The organism is Bradyrhizobium sp. (assembly GCF_049519115.1).
Lineage (GTDB): Bacteria > Pseudomonadota > Alphaproteobacteria > Rhizobiales > Xanthobacteraceae > Bradyrhizobium.
Map to the genome: position 1 here is coordinate 1 of NZ_JBEKRB010000056.1, position 20,613 is coordinate 20,613.

The following is a 20,613-nucleotide window of genomic DNA, read 5'->3' on the forward strand; positions in this document are numbered from 1 at the left end:
TCATTACGATCCACCCGCCGATCAGCTTTCATCTTGCGGAGTTCGACTCGGAGGGTTCAGTGCAACGGATCCGGTCGAGTCAGGAGTCGGACATCTGGATCAACGGGGGCTATTTCATTTTTCGGAAGGAGATTTTCGACTACATCAGGGAGGGTGAAGAACTGGTGCTCGAGCCATTCAATCGGCTTATCGAACGTCGACAATTGATGGCATACAAGTACGAGGGTTTCTGGCGCGCGATGGACACTCTCAGAGACAGGCAACTGCTCGAGGAGATGGTTGAGCGCGGGGAAACTCCTTGGCACCTTCCGTCGAAAACCAACGGCAACGTGGTTGCATGAAGACGCTCCAGCTTGCTCCGCCGGGCGCCACGCTATCGATACTGTGCCTGGGAGCGCATTCGGACGACATCGAAATTGGAGCAGGCGCAACGCTCCTGAGCATGCTGGAACGCGACATTTGCCTTGACGTACATTGGTGTGTGTTGAGCGGTGTCGGTGAACGCAAGACAGAAGCCGCGGCCTCGGCGGCTGAGTTCTTGTCGGGGGCAGAGAACGCGAAAATCGAGGTGATGTCTTTTGAGGACGGTCTTTTTCCTGAGCAAGGCAGCGCGATCAAGTCGTGGTTCGAGGATCTTAAAGGTCGCGTCGATCCGGACCTGATCCTCACACACCGCGGAGACGATGCGCATCAAGACCACCGCCAAGTGAGCCGTCTGACTTGGAATACCTTCCGGGATCACTGTATTCTCGAGTACGAAATTCCCAAGTGGGATGGAGATATGGGGCAGCCAAATCTCTATGTCCCGGTTTCGGCAAGCGCGCTGAGGCGAAAGGTCGATCTCTTGTTGTCACATTTCGGCAGTCAGCGTTCCAAGCAATGGTTCGATGCAGAAACCTTTATGGGATTGGCCCGACTGAGAGGCTTGGAATGTCGTGCGCCAGAGCGCTATGCCGAAGCATTTTTCGGACGGAAGCTTGTCCTGATCTGACCGTGCCATCCGGCTCGCAGCCTGGTATCGGTCCGAATATCGATGGATATTCGCACCGCGAATGCCGGCATCCAAGAAAGTAATGTTAACGCTTAGCGAAGAATTCGCTACGGCGTGTGGTTCTCCAGCCAAACCTGCTTGTATCAATCTGCGGGTGTGGACACTGTGGTGAGGACACTGTATCGTTGCGCTTTGTTAAATACTTATCCGAGTTCGAGTTAGTTTTTATTGCAGAGCAATCATGACGTCGGCTAGTGCCAGCGCCGGAGTGCGGTCGAGCAGCTTAGACAGCGGTCCTGTCAACGAGGACCTGCATCCAACTGGTCGCGCAGGAGCAGTGGCCGCAGGGCCGAACAGACGTTCCGCGGCCGTCCCATCATCAGGAGATGACAACATGCGAGAAGGGGCCCTGCGCCGGGGCGATCTCGTCGAATTGCGCAGCGCCAGCGAGATCCTCGCCACGCTCGACAGCGAGGGTGCGCGCGGCGCGATGCCGTTCATGCCTGAGATGATCCAGTACCTTGGCCGTCGCTTCACAGTGTCGGCACGGGCGGACAAGATTTGTGACACTATCGGCAGCACGCTGCAGAGCAGGCAAATGACTAGCACCGTTCTGCTCGACGACCTCCGTTGCGACGGAAGCGCTCACGGTGGCTGTCAGGCCGACTGCCGCTTCTACTGGAACGAAGCGTGGCTGACGAAAGTCGACACGCTCGCTGCGCCGACCGTCTCACAGGATCCAACCCACGTTGACGCGCTGCGGGCGCGCATCGAACCTAACGTCAGGGCTCCCACTCAGGGTAAAGGCGAGGATGTCCCCTGGAAGTGCCAGGTGACCGAGGCCAACAAGGCGTCTGTACCGCTGTCGACCACTGACCCCCGTCCTTACTTCAATGAGTTGCGTTCGGGCAACGTCGGTCCGCTGATGTTCGCCAAGGTTATGGCGCGGGTGGCGTACATGCAGCCGTTACACCATTTCAAGATGTTGCCCTGGCCGAAAGGACCGAACGAGAAGACACCACCGCGACCGGCAGCGCTCAACCTTAAGCCCGGGGAGTGGGCGCGGGTGAAGTCGCGGGAGGCAATCGAGGCAACGCTCACGACGAAGGGCAATAACCGCGGCCTCCACTTCGATGTCGAGATGGCTCAGTTCTGCGGCCAGGTGATGCAGGTGCGCGGACGAGTGACCCAAATCATCGAAGAACATACGGGACGCATGCTGCGGCTCGCCGATGACTGCGTCAAACTGGAGGGGGCTGTCTGCTCCGGCCACAGCAGTACTGGGCGGTTCTTCTGCCCGCGGAAGATTTATCCATACTGGCGAGAGGCGTGGCTGGAGCGCGTTAACGGTCCGTCCGGCACAGGCACTTAAAGAGATCGTCCAGGGATACGCTAGTCGTTCCCAGCAGAGTGACGATCGGCCGCGGAGGAAGGAGAGCAGGGTCGATGAAGAAGACAGGTGTCGAGACTGTGCCGGCCATTAGTGTCTGCCTGCCAGTCTATAATGGCGAAAACTACGTGGCCGAGGCGATCACCTCGATCCTTGAGCAGACGTTTACCGATTTCGAATTGATCATAACGGACAACGCTTCCACGGATCACACCGAGGAGATCTGTCGGAAGTTTGCCGACGCCGACTCCCGTATCCGCTACCAGCGTAATGAACGTAACATCGGGGGCGCCCGAAACCAGGCGCTCGCTATCCAGCTTTCTCGCGGTCGCTACGTACGGCTCTCGGCACACGACGACAAGATAGCGCCGACCCACCTTGAAGAGTGCCTCGCCGTCCTCGAGAAACGGCCCGATGTCGTCATTGCCTTCACAGCTACTGTCGAGCTTGATGAGGTCGGCCGTGTAGGTCGCCACTATCGTAACGCGCGCGGTACGGCTGACACGCCCTCGCGGCGCTTTCAAGAGTTGATATTCCGGAACCACAACTGCGATGCCGTCTATGGGGTCATCCGCGGCGACATCCTAAGGGGCGTGCGACCGATGGACAACTTCATCGACGCTGACAAAGTGTTCCTATGCCGACTGGCGTTCCACGGGCCTTTCGTGTCGATCGACCGCCCGCTTTTCTACAAGCGGTTTCACCCGAAGAACTGGGTGGGCAACTGGCGCGACCGCATGGCTTGGTACAATCCGGACGCCAAGGGCAAGGCGACCTTTCCCAATTGGCTCGAACTGTTCAGCTTCGGCAACGCTGTCATGACTGCGCCGATATCGCTGGCGGAGCGGCTGCGTTGCGCCATGACCGTGGCGTACTGGGGCGTGCGCTACGCGCCGAATCTAGCGAAGGACCTCCTGGTGGCCGCCGCCACCTTGGCGCCTCGGGCGCAACGCCGGCAGGGCATTTATAACTGGGAGTAAGGAGATAAAAGCAGCGGCGAGGCCCCCTCGGGCCAGCGGCGCTAACCGTCGCCGAACACTCCCGACGCGCATTTTCTATTTGTTGAGAGCAAGACACGCGGGGCACACAAAGGGGCTCACAAAAATGAGACTCGTCACGAATTGAAACGCCGATGAATAAGTGGTCGAGCCTGGGCCGCATTTGGCCTTCAGGGGGGCTTTCGCGCCGTCCGCCGTGTCAGTCATCGAATCGGAGTTTCGGCCGCATGGGTGGCGATTTTTGAGCGTCCTGGACCCTACCTGTGCGCCGGGTAAAGCCGCCTGAGTTGCCCGGGCCGATCAAATGGCAGTTTTTATGGTGTCTATTTACCGCCCTCGTGCTCACAGAGTTTTGCAAGCGGGTTTGGTATCGTGCAGGTCCCATGGGACTAATTAGCTCGAAAGAGAGGCTCTGTTGGAGACGGAAACGCAGTCAGCGGCAATTCTTTTGGGAAATGCGAATTATTACGGGACCCTAGCGGCTGTGCGCTCGCTGGGTCGAGCCGGCATCAATGTCGTGACTGTAGATCCCTCAATGATCTGTCACAGCCGATATTCGCACTATTCAAGCCAGCACTTGAGGTGTCCAGCATTCGAGGATTCCGCCGCTTGGGCCGAATGGCTATCGCGGAAAGCCCGTAGCCGCCCGCGCCAGGCGATTTATGCAACCAGTGACGCTGTATTGTTCGCTCTGGCTCGTTACCGCGATGAGTTGAGTGCGGATTTCGAACTGTACCAGCCGGGCCTGGACACCGTCATGAACATTCTCGACAAGCGGCTTCTCATGCAAAGTGCTCAGGCGATTGGCATCGAAACCCCTCCGACTTGGTATCCGCAAAGTAGCGCAGAAGCAGCAAAAATCGCCAAAGGCGTAGGCGAAGCCGTCTTGATCAAGCCTCGCTCACAACTTGCCCAGCGAACCGGCACAAAAGGCACTATCGTCGAAAGCCGTGGGCATCGCGTGCAGTCGATTTTTGACAGCTACATGAAAGATCAATCGACTAACAGCGAGTTCGCCAAACAATGTCCCGAAACAATGGCGCCGTTTATTCAGCAGTATTACCCTCAGGCCATCGATAATGTGTACTCGATTTCTGGTTTTCGTGAAAAAATCGGAGGTGCAGTGATTATGCGCGCGGCGCGAAAAATCGTGCAGCAACCGCGCGGCATTGGTGTGGGATTGTGCTTTGAACCGGCTTTGGTCGACCCGCTTCTGGCCGATAAGGTAAAGCGGCTATGTGAGCGTATCGGATACTATGGGGTTTTCGAGTTGGAGTTCATTTTTGCTGAAAGAAAGGCGATGTTGATTGATTTCAATGGGCGCCTTTACCACCAAATCGCATTCGATATCGCCCGTGGCATGGAGTTGCCGGCTCTGGCGTATGCGGCAGCGACGAATAATCAAGCTGAGGTCACCCGACTCATAACATGCGGCGGCTTAGTAACAGATGATAATGTCGCTGGCTTTTGCAATCATTTCGCTCTCGCTACGATGATTAAAATGCAGCGCGTTTTTCGGACGATCCCCCGCAAGGATGCGGTGCGCTGGCTTGATTGGTCCAAAGGATCGCAAGGGACAATCATTGATGCCATCAAGGACCCCCACGACGAGCTACCCGCCTTTGTAGACGTGGCCCAGTATTTGCTGCACTCTTTGCGGCATCCTCGCGCGTTCATAAGGCAGCATGGCTTAGAACGTGTGGGTGCTAAAGCAGAGGTTCAGTTTGGGAAAAAAGTGGCCGACGAATTAAGTCATTGAATGAAATTGCATGTCCAGCCTCGGTTCTCGGCGATACCTGCCTTCTGCATCGGTGCCGAAAAGAGCTAACGTGAAAGAGTGGTTATTAGAATGAAGCTAGACACCGACGTTGCGATTGTCGGAGCGGGGCCTTACGGACTTTCGTTGGCCGCGCATCTCCGCACGCGGGGCGTGAAATATCGTATCTTCGGAGAGGTAATGCGCTTCTGGCGCGATATGCCAGTCGGCATCAACCTTAAATCTCTGGCATTTGCGACTAACATCTATGTACCGAAGCACGGCCACTCGTTCCCCAATTGGTGCCGGCAGAATGGGCTCGAGGATTTCGAACCGTGTACGATGCAGAGCTTTTCGGCCTATGGCCTCGAGATGCAGAAGCGGTTTGTCCCTGATGTGGAGGAAGTTCTAGTCACCAGGGTCAGCTTGCGCTCCGGTGGATTTGAATTGGCTTTGTCATCGGGCGAGCGTCTGCACGCGAGCAAAGTGGTGGTTTGTACCGGTCTTTCAGGGTTGGCCCAGATTCCCGACGTATTGCGAGAACTGCGTCCCGACTTTATGCGGCACACATTCCATATTTCGGATTATAGCGAGTTTCGAAATAAGAACGTTGCCGTCATTGGAGCCGGGTCATCTGCCATCGAGGCTGGCGCTCTGGTGCGCGAAGCCGGGGGAAGCAGTGAGGTCTTTGTTCGTGGCCAGGAAGCCGTCTTCCACGGACGCACTCCGCGCGAGCGTCCTCTATGGGAGAGGATCAAGAACCCCACGACAGTGCTTGGTGCCGGAAGAGACAACTGGCTTCTTCAGCAACTGCCACTGATGGTCTACAGGCTTCCACGCGAACGACGGACCCGTTTCGTGAAGCGCTATTTGGGCCCTTCCTCACCGTGGTGGATCAAGGATCGCGTGCTGGGGAAGGTGCCGATCCACGTGCGCCACGAGGTGATCGAGGCCAGCAACGCGAAACAACGTGTTCAGCTCAAAGTGAGAGATGGCGAAGGTGGCTCGAGGAAAGTGGAGGTCGATTTTGTTATCGCTGGCACCGGCTACGACGCCGACGTATCTCGCCTCAAATTCCTCGATCCGGAGATCCTGGGGCGCATCGATCGCATTGAGCGAGCACCCACTCTTAGTATCAATTTCGAATCGTCTGTCCCCGGACTCCATTTCACAGGTCCGCTCTCTTTCATGTGCTTCGGCCCGCTGTTCCGCTTTGTGACGGGAGCTGAGGTGGCGTCGGCGCGACTCGCGCGTCGTCTTGGTCGCAAAATCTAGGCATACTCCACGTTGCCGACGGCGCCACTGCCGCCCGTCGTACTTGATCTCGGTACGATCAGAGTCAGTAGGAAGGTTTGTGCAAGCATGTCTGCCTCGAGTTTCGCCGATTCGCCGACCGTGCCGACCGGCACTGCGTCAAGGCTTGAATACATCGACGGCCTGCGTGCGCTCGCGGCGCTCTGGGTCGCATTGCATCACGCCATTGAGACGTCGGTCCCGGCTACAATGTTGAAGGTTGCCGTGGTTGGTCCTGTCGTTGCGACCCTGTTCTTCGGGCAGTTTCCAGTCATGGTGTTTCTGATGTTGAGCGGATTCTGTCTGTACTATCCATGCGTTCGAAAGAATCCCGCACGACCGGAGTTTTCGAATTGGCGTACTTTCATACGGCGGCGCTGGACGCGTATCGCACCGCCGTACTTGTGGGCCGGAGCCTTCTGCCTTCCTCTCGTCGCATTTCCGGCCCTGAACGTAGGCAAGTGGTTCGATGTCAGCACACTCGACCCAGGTGTAATTACCAGCCACCTGCTGTTGTTTCACAACCTGATTCCAACCCACGCCATGAAAATCGATTACCCGATGTGGTCGATTGGCCTGGAGTGGCAGCTGTACCTGCTGTTTCCGCTTATGGTCTGGGCTTTCCGCCGAACTGGTGCCGTCGTAACCTTAGCCGTGACACTTTTCATCGCGGCGGCGATTCGGGTGACATACCATCAACTGCCGCTGCCAATAGGTGCCGTGCTGCGCGACGGCCCTTTTTCCTACCTGGAGATATTCGCCGTTGGCATGCTCGCGGCAGCACTTGCCATAAGGGGACGAATCATATTGCCCAGGTGGGCTCTTGCACTTGTCGTTCTGGCCGGCCTTGCTATCTTGCGCTTGGGCAGTGGCAATGGGCTAGTCCACGATTTGGCGACAGCCGTTGCGTTTTTTGCGGTGTTGCAGCTTGCTTTGGATCCAGCGGGACGGGTGGCGCGCGTACTCAGCGCGCCGTGGCTCGTGCGTATAGGGTTGTTCTCGTACAGCATCTATCTTGTCCATGCTCCGTTGCTGCATTTGTCGTGGTTCACTTTGCGTCAGCTGGGGTTGAGCGATGACCTCAACTTCGTGGTGCTGGCCGTGATCTGTCTGCCACTCATCGTGGTCGCTTCGTATGCATTCCATTGCGTATTCGAACGACCATTCATGCGGTTGGAGCCAAAGCTGGTGAAGGCGCCCGGACGTGCGCCCGCCGTCAAGACATTCTCCGGCGCCACTGAGTACGAACGAAGTTCGTAGGTCACGCGCACCTTTTACTTGGATTTTGCTTATCACGCTATGTGACTGGTGGGGTCTGATTGACTGGGTTCGGCTTGTTGCGGTTCGTCCACGTCGGGAAAGGCGCCTCTACAGCGGTACCGAACGTCAATCTGCAGCGCTTCCCGTTAGTGGGCCAGGAGCTCGCTCTTCTCTTCGTTCGACAGCGGCTTTGCCGCGTAGTACTGCAGGTTGGCCTGAAGATGCTGGGGAGTGCGCATGCCCAGAATGGTGACCGAGATGCGCTCGATGCCGAGCGAAAACTGAAGTGCCGCTTCGAGTGGCGAACGCTGCATCCGCTCAGCGGCCCGCTTGATCTGCAAAACGCGCGGCCATTTTGGTTCTATCGCACGCAGATCGGCTTCAGTGAGGGATTGCTTTAAGGCACCTGCACCGAAACACCCACGCGTAATGATTGCGCAACTATACTTCGACACTCTGTCAAACACGCCATCCAGCGCCTCGAGGTCCATCAACCCGAACGCCATCTGCAGGCTGGCGATCCCCTCCATGTCCAGGCAGTAGGCAGCATCGCCGACGGAGTCGAGGGCAATTCCATATTCGCGAATTTTTCCCTCTGCCTTCAAACGCGCGAGAAGAGCCAACGCATCCTGAAGCTGACTTCCGCGCAGCTGCTCCTGAGGCGGGCTGTGGATCTGGTACAGATCGATATAGTCGGACCCTAGTCGGCGCAGCGACGCCTCCACGGCTTTTCTCAAATAGCCGGGCGAAAAATCTTGCGAAATCGTGCCTGACAAGGCCGCTGGCACTGTGGCACGGCGCAGACCGATCGCTCTAACGATGGGCTTCGCAAGCGGCTTGACGAACTGAACGAGCCTCTTCCGTGCTGGAAGGCAATAGCCGCCTTTGGTTGCGATGAAAACCTTGTCGCGCTTTTTGCAGAAAGCCTTGCCAATCAGGATCTCGCTTTCCCCTTGCCCGTACATGTCGGCAGTATCGTAGAAGTTTATTCCTCCATCGAAGGCGGTCTCAAGCGTCCGGATCGACGTTGCTCTACCGCCGTCCTGCGCGAGCAGCCCTCCAATGCGCGCTCCACCAAATCCGATCTCGGAAACGCGCCATCCGGTTTTCCCAAACTCCCTGTACCGCACGCGCGTTCTCCCTCACATGGCTCTTAAATCGCGTGCGAGGCGATCCGCCGCGCGTGCAGCCAGCGCCATCACGGTAAGCGTCGGATTCTTCTCTGCTCCTGTCGTGAAACAGCTGGCATCGACCACTAGGACGTTAGGGATCTCATGAAGTCGATTGGACCCGTCCGTGACGCCGAACTTGGGTGAGACATGCATGCGGGCCGCTCCGCCGTAGTGCTTGGCCGTTCCGGGAAACAGCTGCGGGACGATCTCCCTAACTGTCCCGCGGTGGCCGGCATCCTGCATCAGCTGCAACAGGTGCTCGCGCGCCTTAATTACATTGGCCAAAACATTTTCATCGAAGCTGAGGTGAACTTCCAAGGCTGGGAAGCCGAACTCGTCCTTGTCGTCCCTCGCGAGACGGACGTAGTGTTTCTCCTCAGGTACCATTGTTCCGAAGATTTGCACTCCAAAATAGTTCGTCTTCTGTCCAAACCGGCTTTTGATCTTGCCGACCGTTCCGAACGCACCTAGCGTCCATGACGAGGCAAGTAGCGGGTCGGAGGAGGCGTGGGGCAGGCGAGTCAAATAGGCCGGCGGTGACAGCGAAGTGAGCGGCGTGTCCACGTCAACAGCCCACCACTCACGGGGGTGGTCGTGCAGATATTTGCCGAGCAACCCGGCGCCGTTACCCATTCCATTCGGGTGGTCGCAGCACTCCGAACTGAACAACAGCTTGGAGGAATTAAGCGGTCCGCATGCGACGACAAATGCGCTAGCGCTAATTCGATTTTGCGCCATGGTCTGCCTGTCGCAATAGATTGCGGCTACGGCCTTTTTCTTCTTACCATCCCATTCCAACCTCAGTGCATGGGCTCGTGTGATCAGTTTGAACGCAGGCTCCCTAGGAAGCTTGGCGAGCAATTTCGAGTAGCTGTTGAACGAGGTGCCACGGCGCAGGAGCAAGAATGGTGGCCCGTCGGCGAGGGGCATGGTCGTGAAACCCTGCCCGTGCTTTAGCGCCGCTCGCCGAACCGACAGCCAGTCCTCAGGCAGTTGCTGTTGATAGTCACAATATCCGGCAGGCAGACTTGGGACGTCGCTGGGATCGGCCGTGACTTCCATGACCCTTTCGGCAATCTCGTAGAACGGAGCAAGATCATTGTAAGTGACGGGCCAGCGATACTTCTCGTGGACCCGCTCACCTGCCGTGAAATCCTCCGTACAGAAACGGGGTACGGCACCTGTCCACTGATTGGAGAGGCCACCCAGAGCATAGTTGTATTCGAGATTGGTCTCCGGATCGCCGGTGACCACGAATCCGGTAGCCTTTGTCATAGGTGGAAGATGTCGATAGAGATTCCTTCCTGCAATCCTGACGAGTGCACCGCGTTGTATGTCCTCGCCAGTTTCCAACATGGTCACTGGAATGCCCTTGCGGACGAGCTCGTACGCCGCCATTGCCCCTGCCGGACCACTGCCTATGACAACTACGCGGCGATCGTCATTCATGCGATACCCTCGAAACTGCTCCGTCTCGCGTGTCTAGCCTCTTTCGATCTGGGACGCTACGGAGAGCTTGGGCAAGGCTTCGCAATCCGATTATGGTTAAGTAGATGTGCGCGCGCAGGCACGCGCTATCATTCACTATCAGAACGACATCGCCTTGACTCTACCGTGAGATATTTGAGACACTAATATCCAATTGTTTCATCAATTGCATCGCGGCTGCGCAAAAACAAAACAGCGCTCGAGGGTAAATCTTAGATCCACGACGCCGAGAACAGTAAGGTATCTTGTATGCACCTGGAAAAGCGTATTCTCGTCACTGGCGGTGCTGGCTTCCTCGGCTCCCATCTTTGTGAGCGTCTAATCGCTGAGGGAGCGCAGGTCCTCTGTGTCGATAACTTCTTTACCGGCGCACGTAGGAATGTAGAGTCGCTGGTCGATCACAAGCATTTCGAGTTGATCCGCCACGACGTCACCTTTCCGCTCTTTGTCGAGGTCGACGAAATTTACAATCTTGCCTGTCCAGCTTCGCCAATACACTACCAGCACGACCCAGTGCAAACGATCAAGACGAGCGTGCACGGCGCGATCAATATGCTCGGTCTTGCGAAGCGTGTGAACGCAAAGATCCTGCAGGCGTCGACCTCGGAGGTCTATGGCGATCCGAGCGTTCATCCCCAAACCGAGGATTATTGGGGCAACGTTAATCCGATCGGTCCTCGGTCCTGTTATGACGAAGGCAAGCGCTGCGCGGAGAGTCTGTTCTTCGCTTATCGGCGCCAGCGCAATCTGAACATCAAAGTCGCTCGCATCTTCAACACCTATGGACCACGCATGCATCCCAACGACGGACGCGTCGTTTCGAATTTCATCGTACAAGCGTTGCTTGGTCGCGACATCACGATCTACGGCGACGGCTCACAAACACGCTCGTTCTGCTACGTCGATGACCTGATCGAGGGGCTCATAACCCTCATGAAGACACCGGACGGCGTGACCGGTCCCGTGAACATCGGAAATCCTGATGAGTTCTCGATTCTCGAATTGGCATCGACTGTTGTCGGCCTGACCGGTTCATCTTCCCGGATCATTCGCAAGCCCCTTCCGCAAGACGATCCGCGCCAGCGACGTCCGGACATTTCCAAGGCCAATCAAGCGCTCGCCTGGGATCCGCGGACGAAGCTCAAGGACGGTCTCGTTCAGACCATCGCTTATTTTGAGCAACTGCTGTCTGATCAGAGCCTGCGTGCGTCCTTGATGGTCGACTTGGCCTCGCCTTGATTACGGGTCACTACGATTTTTCAGGCAGCGAGGCCACTGACTGCCGCGAACTTCACGTTGCATTTGTGCATTCGATTTTGAGAATGCTCGCGACGCGCGGATGCTGCTCCCAGTGAGCTGAGGCGCGCCGTCTGCTCGGCGCACTCGGGTCGCCAAGCAATTCACAATCTTGTCGTCGCTGCCGCACAAGCCGAATGACGCCCGGGTTCGAACGGCTGAAAATCGCTGGGCGTTGCTATGATTGCGCTGCCTACCTGAGCGTTCATGACTCAGTGTGCGGCCGTCGACGTGACAACTGTAGTCGCGCCAGATGAGAAGACACTAGGCACCGCTCCGGTGCCTTGGATGATATTCCGCAAGCCATAAGCGGTGGTGACGGTCGTGATGGGAGCCTGAACAGTAGTATTGATCGTATTGAGATAGGTCATGAACTTGGTGGATTCGACCGCGAACGCATTCGAGACATAGAGTATGTCCTTGTTGCGCATCTCGAACGAACTCGCCAGGAATAAGCCGGCGGGATCGCGCATATTGATCGTATAAATGACGGGAATGACAGCGCCTTCGTATTTCGAACAGTCGATGCCCAGCGCTGCGGCGACGTCGCGCGCTTCCCCACGATAGAGGAAGACTGAGGCGGGGTCTGCCTGGATATCGAGTAGACCGCCAGCTTTGCTGATCGCTTCCGCAAGCGATAGCCGCCAGGCTCCAAACGGGATCTGCTGCTGCGTGCCGACCGCACCGAAGGCCAGGAAGGTCTGCGGCTCTCGATACAAGTAGATCGTATCGTCTGGGTGCGCGTAGATATTGTTGGCCGGCTCATAGATGAGCGCCCCAAAGGGGGCGATAGCGCGCCGGCCGTTTCGCTCCAAAAGCACCCACGTTTCAGCCCCGGAGGAGCCGACCGCGGTCCCCGTCGTCCCCACCATGCCGGCCCGACTGACAACGTCGAGCAACCGCTCGGGGGTGGTGTTGGCGGGGATCCGTGCCGAGCGTCCCTCGCCCAGGATGCTGATCATGGACGTCTTCTGTTCGACGGTCGATACCACGACCTGCGGCTCGATTGCCCGATTCTTGAGGGCCGCCACAACGGCGTCCTGCACTTCGACCTGGGTCCGCCCGCGCGCACGGATCGAGCCTGCGTAGGGGATCGAGATATTGCCGTGGATGTCGACGGCCTGGTTCGGAATGGTGACGAAATTGCCCGGCCGCACGCCACCTTCGGACGGAATGAAAAGGCCCCCAGAAGCAGCTTCGAATATCGTGACGCTCAGGATATCGCCGACGCCGAATGTAATGTCGTGCGGCCGCAGATTGTCAGCGAAGGCGAGCAAGCGCGGCAGGTTGCGGGACTGGACTTCGATGGCTTTCGACGTGACCTTGACGACCGCATAGTTGAGGCTCAGCGGGTCGCGCTGGCCCAATAAGATGTCCGTGGCAGCAGGGCCGGTCACCGGCATCCACCCGCAGCCGCCTAGTGCCGGCACCATAGCGAGTGCCAACAAGCCAAAGAGGACGCGACAAATGCCCACCGAATGCCCCATGAATCTAACTTCGGCTAAGGTTTTACGTGAAGTGAAAGCTGATGCGTAGGCTTTCCCGTCTAAGATCCAGGTTTTCGGGGGGGTGTTGCGGTTAGGCCACAATTGTTCCGCACTGACTTATGTAAATCTCGTTGCAAGCCGCTGCGGGTTAGGGGAATGATTTAGCGGGCGTTGCTTGTCCAAATAGATTGCAGCAAAAAGGTTAACGAAGGAGCCGTCTCCTGGCACTGGTACTGCATTTGCCGCCTATCAGCCGATCTTTTGCACGGCCTCGCTGTCAGATCTGCCCGTCGGCCGGTTCTCGTCGCATAATCGGAGTTAATCAAATTTCTAGCCGCTTCGGCGCGTCGGTTAGGGTATTGAAACAGCCGCTTAATCAGGCCGGATGAGGGCAAAGGGCAGGTGATTTGGTCTTCTCGCGCTTCGCGCACCGCAGCGCCCAAGGCCAGGGTGCCGGACAGCACTCGGATTTATGCAGTCGGAGACATCCATGGGCGCCCAGACCTTTTGGACTCGGTCCTCGCACGGATCGACGCGGATATGGAAGCGGATCCTGCGCCGAACGCAATTCGCATTTTTCTTGGGGATTACATCGACCGCGGTCCGGATTCCAAGGGCGTGCTCGATCGACTTGTCGACCATGGTGCCGCCCAGCCAACTGTCTGCCTCATGGGAAACCATGAGGCCTTCCTACGTGAGTTCTTAGAGAACCCACACGTTCTTCCTGTTTGGCGACGCTGCGGCGGACTAGAGACGTTATTGTCATATGGCCTTGTGCCGGAGATAGGGACCGATCCGCAAAATCGACGAGAACTCTCCTCCGAATTTGACAGAATGCTTCCATCCAGCCACCGCGAATTCCTGAGCGACCTTAAGCCATACTTCATCTGCGGCGATTTTTTCTTTGTGCATGCAGGAGTCCGACCGGGGGTTTGCCTTACCAAGCAATCGGAAGATGACCTTCTCTGGATTCGAGAGGATTTCCTCCTAAGTAAAAGCGACTTTGGCAAAGTCATCGTGCATGGGCACACGCCCGTCCTGGAGCCGGATGTTCGATCAAACCGTATCAACATCGATACGGGTGCCTATGCGACTGGACGACTGACCTGTCTTGTGCTGGAAAACGATAAGATTCGATTTATCTGAGAGCGACTTGCGAGGAGTCCTTGGACTCAAGTGCTAATCGAGGAAGGGCGCTCGCTTTTCTCAATCGGCCACCGCCGCTCGGCGGTGCGCCGCGCGTTGTGCCTGTTCGAGAGCACTTGACCTCCGTGCCAGGAGTGCACTCAGGCCATGGCGAATCAGCGTTCCAACAAAATAGCCGATCTGTATTCCTAGGGTTGCTGCGGCGATCATCAAAATTATCGGCCGAACGCTATTGGTCTGCACGACCCCGACAGCAACCGCGACGACCACAACGATAAGGGTCGCGGGTGCCAACACCATGAATCTGCGGGTTTCGCTAAGTCGCGGACAGCGATTTCGGTAAGTCCCGGACAGCGATTTCAGTAAGTCCGGGACAGGCATTTCGCTAAGTCGCGGACAGTCACGAGATCTGGTTTTTTGGTTGCGCCGTTCAGGCAATGTTCTCTCTCAAGCTGAGTTTGAGGGGGCCAATGCCGAGACGGAAGCAAGTGAATCGAACCACTGTGAAGGACCTACGATCGATCCTGAGGCTAACCTACGAGCAGAACCTTTCGGTTCGGGCGATCTTGGAACGGCTTCATATCAGCAAGACCTCGGTTTCCACTTACCTGCTGCGGGCCCGTGAAGCGGGCGTGACGTGGCCGCTACCGGCGGTTTACGAGAACGAAGCTGCCCTGCAGCGAGCCCTGTTCCGACGGATGGGACGGCCTCCGCAGGATTTGAGCGAACCTGAGTGGCCGCGGGTGGCGCAGGAGCTCAAGCGCAAGGGCGTGACGCTGACGCTGCTTTGGCAGGAATACCGGGCGGTCCGCCCCCGGCGGCTATGGCTACACCTTGTTCTGCGAGAAGTTTGACGCCGATCAGCGCCGGTCGAACCCGACCTTCCGCCACCGTAACGCGGCGCGTGCGGTGATGCAGACCGACTATGCGGGCCCGACGGTGGAGGTGATCGATCCGCAAACCGGTGAGGTCCGTGCGGCCCAGATTTTTGTCGCGGCGCTCGCCACTTCGTCGCTGACCTTCGCTATGGCGAGCTTCGGTCAGCGACTGCCAGACTGGATCGAAGGCCAGACCCGGGCCCTGGCGTACTTTGGCGGAGTTCCCAAGGCGATCGTCTGCGACAATCTGAAGGCCGCAGCCAAGCTGCGCTTCGTCGACGCCTGCATCGAAGACATCGACTTCGCCTCCCGTCGCGGCCTGGACCGGCGCAATACCCTGCAGCTCGCGCAAGGCGTCTGGCTGAAAGCCCATGAGAACTTCATCATCACCGGCTTGACCGGGACTGGCAAAACCTGGCTGGCGTGTGCCCTTCGGGCGCCAGGCAGCAAGGCTCGATCATTCCGTGCTCTATTTGCGTATGCCGCGCCTGTTCGAAGACATCGCCATGGCGCGTCTCGATGGCCGCAAGCGCTAGCCGCAGCGGCGCTCGCATAAGGTCTTCAATAGGCGTTCCGTTTTCGGAGAACCTCGAAGACCGTCCGGATCAGGATCACCAGGTCCAGCCAGAGGCTCCAATTATTGATATACCAGAGGTCGAGTTTCACGCGCTCAACGACATGTTCAACGGTCGGCGTGCCGCCTCGCGAGCCGTTGCACTGCGCCCAACCTGTTATGCCGGGCTTGACGTGATGCCGAAAAGCATAATCGCTCAACAAGGTTTCAAAATAGCTGTCGTGGGCTAGAGCGTGAGGACGCGGCCCAATCAGTGACATCTCACCTATTAGAACATTCCAAAGCTGAGGCAATTCATCGATGCTGGTGGACCGAAGCAGCTGCCCAATAGTTGTTATTCGCGAGTCGTCACGCGACGCTTGGACAACGTCGGGACCATTCTCCTGGACGGTCATGGTTCGGAATTTCAATATGACGAAATGCTTGCCGTTAAAGCCCTTCCGGATCTGTCGAAAAATCACCGGACCTGGACTGTCGAGTTTGATGGCAATGGCAGCCATGGCCATGATTGGCAGGAAGAACATCAGCATGAGTGAAGCGGCGACGACGTCGATGATGCGCTTCACAAAGCGCTGCGCTGCACTAAGGGGCGCCCGCTGCAGTTCGATAGTCGGAGCGGGGTTACGCGCAGACCAAATAAAATCCGACAACGCTCGAACGCTCTTGTCCGGCACCAATCGAACAGCGACGGGGAGCGCCTTGATCTGGTCCCTGATGAACTCAATACGAGTCGCGTCGCTCCATGTTAAGGCTATCAGCACTTGTCGGCAGTTGTGATGCCGCACATAGTTGGCTGCAGAGTTGATAATCCGAACGTCTTCCGACGAGCGCTGCAAATCATCGTCTGCAGGGCTTAAGGCAAAGCGCCTTACATCGGGGGCACCACAAAAAGCCAGCAAATCACCTTTCTCCAAGGCGGAAATCTCGCTTGGATCACCTATCAAGACAGTGTCGCGTCGTCCTATCGTCCCACGGGAAACAGCCTGCGCCAGGGCAGCCTTTGTGGCTTTGCGGGTCGCCACCAACGCCATGGGCGTGAGAACGTAGAAGATAATGAACGCGCCGCGAGAATAGGCCGCGCCAATCTTGAGAAGAAAGGCGAAAAGCGCGAGCAACAGCCCGGTCGTAAACCAGCATACCAATATCTCGCGTAGCTCCAGTCGCGGCTTCGCGCTCTCCAAGAGCTCGTAGTAACGACCTCCGTTCATGCGCGGGATGTATATAACGCTGGCAAGTGAGCCGACGGCCCATAGTGGCAATAGCTCGAAGGGATCGCCGATCACCAGGTGGTAGCCGATCTCGCCCACCAGGCAGGATAGCAAAATTACAAACGCGTCTAAGGCTGGCAAAATATACGGAATAGCTTCAGCGGAAAAACCAATCGCTGATCGCGCAATCGAACACTGAAGCTCACTTACCTCATCGCGAGTACCGGACTCAATCGACATAACGCCTCGCCATTAAATCTGGATGTCAAACACAAAATTGGCTGCAACGGCAAATTGTTAAATCCACGGCTCCTCTAAGTGGATTACGGGATAAATAGTCAGCGTCCCCGGCGGTTTGATTCTTGAACGATTGGCAAAAATTTAAATCCTCTCGGTCAGATTCATTAAGATGTTCCGTCACGTAGGCCAACCCTCGCGCAGGCCAGGAACGGTTCAAGATACTTCGCTTGATTTCCTTTAGTTCTAATTCATATCAAAATGTGCGTCACTCAATTTCGACAAATTTCGATAAACATTTACGGACTCAGAGCAAAAATCATGCCAATCGACATCTGCCTGCGGGCTGACTCACAATTGGCACTATCGGTTACGCGCTGCTGTTAATTTAAAATAATACATTAGAAAGGGCGACGCTAGTGTGAAATAATTAATATTCGAGGCCATATTGACATTAATGATGCCGGCTTGAATTGACCATCCAGCGCAGCGCGGTCACGCAAGGAATAGCTCCGAGGAACCCGTCCGCCGGCAGATCGCGCCATCACGATCACCAGTCATGGTAGGGCGCGAAATGGCAAGCGCTGCGCTCCTGACTATTGAGACTCATAGGTCAGTGATTCGCCGCCTTGAAACTCTGGCACGTCAACTGATTCGACTGCGTCTTGAAATTGCTTGCCGAGGATCTCTACGAAAGGCTGATCGAACATCAGTTCGTGTGTGCTTCGGGTATGAATTACCGTCAGCTCCGGGCAAAGAGCGCTCCATCCATAATCGCCCGAGGATGGGCTATCGTCCGATCGGAATAAAGTCAGAGGAGTTCCTGGCGGCCTTAGGCGCAAACGGCGGAGGGACTCTGTTCGCAATCGCCAATTGATTACGGCTCCAATTGTGAATGCCTGTTTCTCGGGAAAGAGCATCGCCAAACGGCCAAAAATTCTCAATGTCCTAAACGCCGAAATCAAAATAAGTGCAGAGATAAGAGCGTGCCAACGACTTGGCAATCTGCCAGACTCCTCCGTCCCCGCACGTCGAGTTGTCGGCTCGAATTCCTCCTTTTGCCTTGGCATGAAAAATTGCCTTGGCACGAAAAACCGACGCAGTCGCTCAGCGAGAGAAGGTGAATTGATACCCCTCGTATCGATCAGTCCAAGGAAACGCACTCTTCGGCCTCTCTCCGCGAGGCGACGCGCGGCTTCCATCGCAACAAGGCCGCCGAACGAATACCCTGCCAAGAGGATAGGCTCCGGTCCGGGGCACTTTGTGCAAATCTGCGCAACCGCTGAGCTAGCCAAAGCGTCAAAGCCACCGCCGGCTTTGATCATCTCCCGCCAATCTGGATACTGGATCAGAACAAAGCGGATCTTGGCTTTGAGGACTGCACGAAAGCGTGCCAAACCCAAAAAATCACCCACGGCCGGCGGCATCAGAAAGACTAATGGGGCATTGGGCGCCTCGGCTTTTGCTCGAAGCTGTTGCTCTAGCGCGGCGACGAGTTGATCTGGCTTTGGCTCAGAATCCAGCACATCCATTGACAGCCGAGTGCCCAACATTTGTTCGGTCAACAGCCAAAAGCGCATAAGGTCGAGGGAATCCGCTTCCGTTTCGGATAGTGAAATTCCAACGTCGTAGGAGTCGCGACCAAAGACTTTCGTCCAGGCGAATTCCACCGCAGTCCGAACTGAATCGGTTTCGGCGAGAGCGCCCACGTCCTGATCGCTGATGGTGCCCGGCGCAACCTCAAGCGCTTGGTCGTCAGCGACAGCGGCCGATTTCTTTACGATCGCGTTGCGAACGGCGTCACGATTGACTTTGCCGCGTGCTGTGCGCGGAATTTCAGAAACGAAAAACCAGCTTTCGGGGACGGCCTCTCGCCGAATTCGCTCCAGGCACCAGGACTGCAGGCCTTTCACGTCTGCGCCGGCGCCCTGCTTCAGCTGAACGGCGGCGGCAATAGCCTCTCCTCCAAGCGGATCCTCTATGCCGAATACGCACGCTTCTGCGATAGCCGGGTTGGCCTCGAGCAAGGCATCGATCTCGGCTGGTTGTACCTTGAACCCTGCCCGATTGATCTCGTCTTTGGCGCGGCCAGTCAGCCAAATGCGACCTTGCTCATCGATCGACCCGCTATCACCGGTTCGATACCAACCTTGAAAAAGAGCAGCCGCCGTTAGGTCCGGTCGGTGCAGATAGCCGGACATCTGGCTCGGCGATCGCACGATAATTTCCCCGCTCCCAACCGGCTGTATCGCACCATTGCTATCAATGACCGCCGCTGTGCCTCCCCACATCGAACCGACTAACCCGTTGGCGATACCGTCAACACGAGACGAGGCGCCTGCAAGCCAGTTGGCCGTCTCGGTGGTGCCGTAGCAGTTGACGACCTCGGCATCCGTCCAAGCGGCAACCTCCGACCACAGGGTCGCCGGAAACGGCGCAGAGCCAACATGCACTCGCGCCAAGCTCGCACGCTTAGGCTGCGAACTCCGGCTCAGCGTCATGCGCCAAAGTGCCGGAACAGAACTCATGAAGGTGATATCGTGTTGGTCAATTATTCGACCGAGCTCATTTGCCATCGGGACGCCTATGGGATGAAGCACAATGTCTCCTCCCGCCAGCAGCGGCGTTAGCGAGTTCCCGATAAGCCCGTGTCCGAAGTGCGTAGGCAGTGACACCAGTGCACGCGCCAAAGGAGCCTTTCCAATCGCCCGGATGTTTGCATCGATCCTGGCCTCAAGTGCTCCGAAGGTCAGTACAACACCCTTCGGCGCGCCGGTCGTGCCTGACGTGAAGAGTAAGAGAGCTGGATCCGTTTGGCTGACCAGCTTCGAAGGAGGCGAGGCCTTGGCGCTCCTTTCGCTTCGGAGTTCGATGATTGGCGCTGCAAGCTGCCCAAAGGATGCACGACTATCGACGAGAACGATGGCGGCACTTGCGAAAGCAACAACCGTTTGAATTTCTCTGGCGGTCAATGTTGAATCAAGGCATGCCGCAGTGGCTCCGACACTCCATGTCGCGAACAGATCGGCAAAAAAGTGCGCAGTTCCGCCGTGCGCTATTGCAACGGTCGATCCACGCCCGATGCCCATGTGCGATAGAACGGCCGCGCGCCGGCTCACCTCATTTGCGAACGTCGAAGCTTCCCAGTAAACCCCTAGGAAAACATCCTCAATTCCTCCGCGGGGGAAGGACGTTGCGAGCGAACAAAGTGATCCAAAAGTACGCAATACTATTTGTCCGTAAGCCAGCCCGTTTGCAGGCTCGTAATCCGGATAACTTTCGTTCCCGCCGCCTGCTCGGTCAATACCGGCCCACGGGAGCCGTTCAGCGATTAACCCAAATACCGAAGCCATTATACAGCCTTGGGGGCCCGCCAATCCAAGACTCTATTTCGCAAAATCGCAAACAGCGAAGTCGATCGTAAGCTCCCTGTAAGCTT

At 56.9% G+C, this 20,613-nt stretch carries 15 protein-coding genes and 1 pseudogene; 11 read left to right on the plus strand and 5 right to left on the minus strand.

All coding sequences use genetic code 11. From position 1 onward, the window contains the following. The 7 genes from ABSE61_RS29770 to ABSE61_RS29800 form a co-directional block, all read left to right on the plus strand. The coding region (locus ABSE61_RS29770) for a glycosyltransferase family protein (protein ID WP_490338380.1) at positions 1-341 on the plus strand (341 nt) is incomplete at its 5' end. After that, positions 338-991 (plus strand): PIG-L deacetylase family protein, encoded by a 654-nt coding sequence (locus ABSE61_RS29775; protein ID WP_423874744.1) that lies wholly within the window; start codon positions 338-340, stop codon positions 989-991. The genes ABSE61_RS29770 and ABSE61_RS29775, both read left to right, overlap by 4 nt. 394 nt (positions 992-1,385) lie before the next feature. Continuing rightward, positions 1,386-2,363 carry a hypothetical protein gene (locus ABSE61_RS29780; RefSeq protein WP_423874745.1) on the plus strand — a complete coding sequence of 326 codons (978 nt, stop codon included), beginning with the start codon at positions 1,386-1,388 and terminating at the stop codon, positions 2,361-2,363. A gap of 74 nt (positions 2,364-2,437) precedes the next feature. Next, a complete protein-coding gene (locus ABSE61_RS29785; RefSeq protein WP_423874746.1) occupies positions 2,438-3,361 on the plus strand; it encodes a glycosyltransferase family 2 protein in 924 nt (307 codons plus the stop codon). Between the two features lie 433 nt (positions 3,362-3,794). Next, a complete protein-coding gene (locus tag ABSE61_RS29790; RefSeq protein WP_423874747.1) occupies positions 3,795-5,138 on the plus strand; it encodes a hypothetical protein in 1,344 nt (447 codons plus the stop codon). Between the two features lie 90 nt (positions 5,139-5,228). Next, entirely contained in the window at positions 5,229-6,410 is a 1,182-nt protein-coding gene (locus ABSE61_RS29795; RefSeq protein ID WP_423874748.1) for an NAD(P)-binding domain-containing protein, read from the plus strand. Between the two features lie 87 nt (positions 6,411-6,497). Further along, entirely contained in the window at positions 6,498-7,688 is a 1,191-nt protein-coding gene (locus ABSE61_RS29800) for an acyltransferase family protein (RefSeq protein WP_423874749.1), read from the plus strand. Between the two features lie 146 nt (positions 7,689-7,834). On the opposite strand, the gene ABSE61_RS29805 is transcribed toward ABSE61_RS29800, so the two are convergent. Both ABSE61_RS29805 and ABSE61_RS29810 read right to left on the minus strand, forming a co-directional pair. Beyond that, positions 7,835-8,818: an aldo/keto reductase gene (locus tag ABSE61_RS29805; RefSeq protein WP_423874750.1), complete on the minus strand. Its 984-nt coding sequence runs from the start codon at positions 8,816-8,818 to the stop codon at positions 7,835-7,837. 12 nt (positions 8,819-8,830) lie between these two features. Then, a complete protein-coding gene (locus tag ABSE61_RS29810) occupies positions 8,831-10,309 on the minus strand; it encodes a GMC oxidoreductase (RefSeq protein ID WP_423874751.1) in 1,479 nt (492 codons plus the stop codon). A gap of 288 nt (positions 10,310-10,597) precedes the next feature. Between ABSE61_RS29810 and ABSE61_RS29815 the strand changes: the two genes are divergently transcribed. After that, positions 10,598-11,587 carry a UDP-glucuronic acid decarboxylase family protein gene (locus tag ABSE61_RS29815; protein WP_423874752.1) on the plus strand — a complete coding sequence of 330 codons (990 nt, stop codon included), beginning with the start codon at positions 10,598-10,600 and terminating at the stop codon, positions 11,585-11,587. A gap of 269 nt (positions 11,588-11,856) precedes the next feature. Here the strand turns inward: ABSE61_RS29815 and ABSE61_RS29820 are convergent, their stop codons facing one another. Next, complete coding sequence (locus ABSE61_RS29820; RefSeq protein WP_423874753.1) at positions 11,857-13,047, minus strand: polysaccharide biosynthesis/export family protein; 1,191 nt, start codon at positions 13,045-13,047, stop codon at positions 11,857-11,859. A gap of 534 nt (positions 13,048-13,581) precedes the next feature. Here ABSE61_RS29820 and ABSE61_RS29825 point away from each other — a divergent pair. The 3 genes and pseudogenes from ABSE61_RS29825 (at position 13,582) to ABSE61_RS29835 (ending at position 15,711) form a co-directional block, all read left to right on the plus strand. After that, positions 13,582-14,277: a metallophosphoesterase family protein gene (locus ABSE61_RS29825; RefSeq protein WP_423874754.1), complete on the plus strand. Its 696-nt coding sequence runs from the start codon at positions 13,582-13,584 to the stop codon at positions 14,275-14,277. A gap of 470 nt (positions 14,278-14,747) precedes the next feature. Next, positions 14,748-15,411, plus strand: a pseudogene (locus ABSE61_RS29830) (IS21 family transposase); the annotation flags it as partial. Positions 15,412-15,450: 39 nt separating this feature from the next. Continuing rightward, positions 15,451-15,711 (plus strand): ATP-binding protein, encoded by a 261-nt coding sequence (locus tag ABSE61_RS29835; protein WP_423874770.1) that lies wholly within the window; start codon positions 15,451-15,453, stop codon positions 15,709-15,711. A gap of 5 nt (positions 15,712-15,716) precedes the next feature. On the opposite strand, the gene ABSE61_RS29840 is transcribed toward ABSE61_RS29835, so the two are convergent. Next, positions 15,717-17,177 (minus strand): undecaprenyl-phosphate glucose phosphotransferase, encoded by a 1,461-nt coding sequence (locus ABSE61_RS29840; protein WP_423874755.1) that lies wholly within the window; start codon positions 17,175-17,177, stop codon positions 15,717-15,719. A 593-nt stretch (positions 17,178-17,770) separates the two neighbouring features. Then, positions 17,771-20,527 (minus strand): AMP-binding protein, encoded by a 2,757-nt coding sequence (locus ABSE61_RS29845; RefSeq protein WP_423874756.1) that lies wholly within the window; start codon positions 20,525-20,527, stop codon positions 17,771-17,773. Between the last annotated feature and the right edge of the window lie 86 nt (positions 20,528-20,613).